At 76.2% G+C, this 3,350-nt stretch carries 2 protein-coding genes; both read right to left on the reverse strand.

Annotation, left to right across the window (positions count from 1 at the left end; all coding sequences use genetic code 11):
* Nucleotides 1–70: 70 nt before the first annotated feature.
* Nucleotides 71–904: a M55 family metallopeptidase gene (locus tag G5C65_RS34015; RefSeq protein ID WP_165302916.1), complete on the reverse strand. Its 834-nt coding sequence runs from the start codon at nt 902–904 to the stop codon at nt 71–73.
* Between the two features lie 208 nt (nt 905–1,112).
* Nucleotides 1,113–3,350 (reverse strand): MFS transporter (locus G5C65_RS34020; RefSeq protein ID WP_420903390.1); only part of this gene is annotated, 2,238 nt, incomplete at its 5' end.

A 3,350-nucleotide genomic window follows, 5' to 3' on the forward strand; every position in this document is an offset into this window, starting at 1 on the left:
AGCCGGGGGGCCCGGGGGCCCGGGGGGTGTGGTGTGTGCGGTGTGTGCGGTGCTTGCGGACCCGGGCGACTCACCCATACTGCTCCTCCACCGCTGCCGAGACGACGGTCGTGACCGCCTTGAAGCAGCGGATCGCTTCGTACGCGGACGGGGAAGTGTAGGCCACCCGGCGCTCGCCGGTGCGGCGCACGCCGGGAACGACCGTGGCGGCACCGGCCAGATGCTCCGCGTCGAACTCCAGCTCCACGGTGTGCGCCCGGGGTTCGGGGGGCTGCCGGCGCCCGGCGAGGGCGGTGGCGCGCGCGGCGGCGGCGCGGATGTCGGCGGCGGTGCGCGCGGGGGTGCGGCACACCGCCGCGTACCGCGAGACGTAGTCCTTCACGGCGACGCCCTCGGCCTGCGGGGCGTACCCCTTGGCGTCCTCGATCGCGCGGTCGTCGCCCGTCACCAGCACCACGGGGACGCCGTACTCCGCGGCGACCAGGGAGTTGAGCAGCCCCTCGCTGGCCCGGACGCCGTCGGCCCACACGCCCGTGATCGAGTTGGCCAGATAGGTGTGGGCCAGCACGCCCTCGTCGCCGGCGCCCGCGTGGTAGCCGACGAAGGCGATGCCGTCCACGTCCCCGTGCTGCACGCCTTCCACCATGCTCAGGGACTTGTGCCGGCCGGTGAGCATCCGGGCCCGGTCGTCCAGCTGCTCCAGCAGGAGGTTGCGCATCGTCCAGTGCGCCTCGTTCACCACGACATCGTCCGCGCCCGCGTCGCAGAACCCGGCGATGGCGGCGTTCACATCCGAGGTGAACAGGGGACGGCAGCGCTCCCACTGGGACGCGCCAGGGAGCACGTCACCGGGCCAGGTGACGCCGGTGGCGCCCTCCATGTCGGCGCTGATGAGGATCTTCATGCCTGGAACGTTACGCGGTCGCCCAGCACTGCGACAGACCTGTGGATAACTGTTGAAGGTCTAAACCACTAGAGCGTGTCGATGTTGGCCATGACCTGCGCGGCAACCCTGGACTCGGGCCGGGGCCAGGGGCTTTCAGCACGGCGCGGCGAACGCCCAGCGGACCCTCGCGCACCCCCGGCGCTCCGTCACCTCCCACGGGCCCGGTTCAGTCCTCGTGGCCCAGTTGCAGATCCCGTTCCGTGCGGCCGCCGCCCGCGATCTGGAGCACCGTGGCCACCGGCGGGTACCCCGCGGCCACCACCGTGTACTCGCCGGACGCCAGGTCGACGAAGCGGAACGAGCCGTCCGCCCCCGTCGTCACCGTGTCCACCACGTTCCCCGCCGCGTCCAGCAGCGTCACCCGCGCCTCGTCGACCGGCCGCCCGCCCCCGGCGCGCACCGTGCCGCGGAGCACGGCGCCGCCCGCCAGTTCGATGTCCTGCCGGGTCTCCCGCGACGCCTGGACGGAGACCGGCAGCGCGGCCGGGCGGTAGACGGGCGCGCTGGCCGCCAGCGTGTACTCCCCCGCCACCAGGTCGGCGATGACATAGCCGCCCTCGCGCCCGCTGCGCGCCGTCGCGACCACCTCGCCGCGCACGTCCGTCAGCGTCACGGCCGCGTCCTTCACCGGCTGGCCGTCGGCCGTCAGCACGGTGCCCGCGAGCCGCCCCGCACCGCCGAGGACCACGTCCACCTCGACCGGGCGCTCGCCGACGGTGACGCTCACCGCGCGCGGCTGGTGCCCTCCGGCGGCGGCGATGAGCACATACGCCCCCTCGCCCGGCGTGCTCAGCGCGTAGCGCCCGTCCTCCCCCGTCGCGCCGCGCCCGACCTGCCGCCCGGAGGTGTCCACGAGCGTGAGCGCGGCGTTCGGCACGGAACCGCCGTCCGGGTGGCGGACGCTGCCGCAGACCGGGACTCCGGCGGGCGGCGCCGCGGGCGTCCCGGCGGGCGCCGCCGCCTCGGGCGTGCGTGCGTGCGGCACGGGCGTGTGCTGTGACACCGGGGGGTTCTCCTTGAGCTTGAGCAGGAAGACGAACAGCAGCCCCAGCAGGAGCATCGGGGCGAGGGAGAGCGAGGCGCGCGGCAGCGCGTCGGCGTACGCACTCTCGTACACCTCGCGCAGCCCGTCCGGCAGGTCGGCGGCGCCGGGCCCGAACACCACCGCGAGCCGGTGCGCCAGCAGGAGGGCCACCAGCCCGGCGCCCACACCGCCCGCCGCGCGGCGCGGCCAGTCCCCGGGACCGCCCGGCTGCCCCGCTGCCGGGGTGTGCCGGACGCCGAGGCGTACGGCCAGGACCAGCACGGGCAGCACGAAGCCGATCCCCAGGCCGAGGATGGCCGACCGGACGGCGAGGTCGGCCCGCGTGGTGTCGTCCGCCACGCGCGACAGCAACCACACGCCCTCGCCGCCCATCGCGCACCCGAGCACCGCGAAGACCCCGAAGCTGCCGGTGCGGACGATGAGTTGCTCGGCGAGCACGGCGGCCACCAGGGCGCCGCCCAGCGGCGGTACGACCAGCAGCCCGGTCTCCACGCTGCCGCCGCCGGCCAGCCGCAGGTAGTGCGGGAGCGCGTACGCGGCACCGAGCAGCGCCGCGGCCAGCGCCACGCCGACCAGCGGCACGTACGGGTGCGGCAGCGCGCGCCCGCGAGGTGCGCGGGGCACGCGGAGCGTACGCGGGGCGCGCGGGGCGAACGCGCACAGCGCCAGGGCCAGCAGCCCGGCCGGGACGGCGGCGTGGAAGCACCATCGCCAGCCCCACTCCTCGGTCAGCCACCCGCCGAGCGCCGGTCCGGCGGCAGCCGAGACACCGACCAGCGCGCCGAGCAGCCCGAGCTGCCGCCCGCGGGTGCGCAGCGGCGCCGTCTCGGCGACGAGGCCGCGGGCCACTCCGAGCACGCCGCCCGCCGCGACGCCCTGCACCGCGCGGAAGGCGGTCAGTTCGGACACGCTGCCCGCCCAGCCCGCGAGCGCGGTTCCGGCGGTGCACAGGGCGAGGGCGAGCAGCAGCGCCCCCTTGTGGCCGCAGCGGTCGCCGAGCCTGCCGAAGAGATACGGTCCGCCGCAGGCCGCCACCAGCGGGAGCGCGAGCACCCAGAACGCCCGGCCGCCGCCGTCGAGCCCGGCCAGGAGGTCGGGCAGCACCGGCGCGAGCACGGTCTGTTCGACCGCGGCGAGGGCGAGCGCCAGGGCCAGCCCGATCCGTACAAGGACCATCCGGCCGCGGCCGGGCTCGACGGGCAAGGGCGGCGGGATCTCGTCCGCCTCGTCGTCACCGGTGCCGCTCGACGACGGCTCCGGCGGGGCGGACCGCTGTGCGGGCAACGGCAGCGCGCTGTCGGGGACTTCGAAGGTCACCTCGACCACGGCGGGCACCAGGGCCTCCCCGCCCCGCGCCCC

The organism is Streptomyces boncukensis, from assembly GCF_011045075.1.
In the GTDB taxonomy this organism is placed as follows: domain Bacteria; phylum Actinomycetota; class Actinomycetes; order Streptomycetales; family Streptomycetaceae; genus Streptomyces; species Streptomyces boncukensis.

Coding starts and splice junctions, on each gene's coding strand:
- G5C65_RS34015 (WP_165302916.1), bottom strand. CDS start 904: ATGAAGATCCTCATCAGCGCCGACATGGAGGGCGCCACCGGCGTCACC.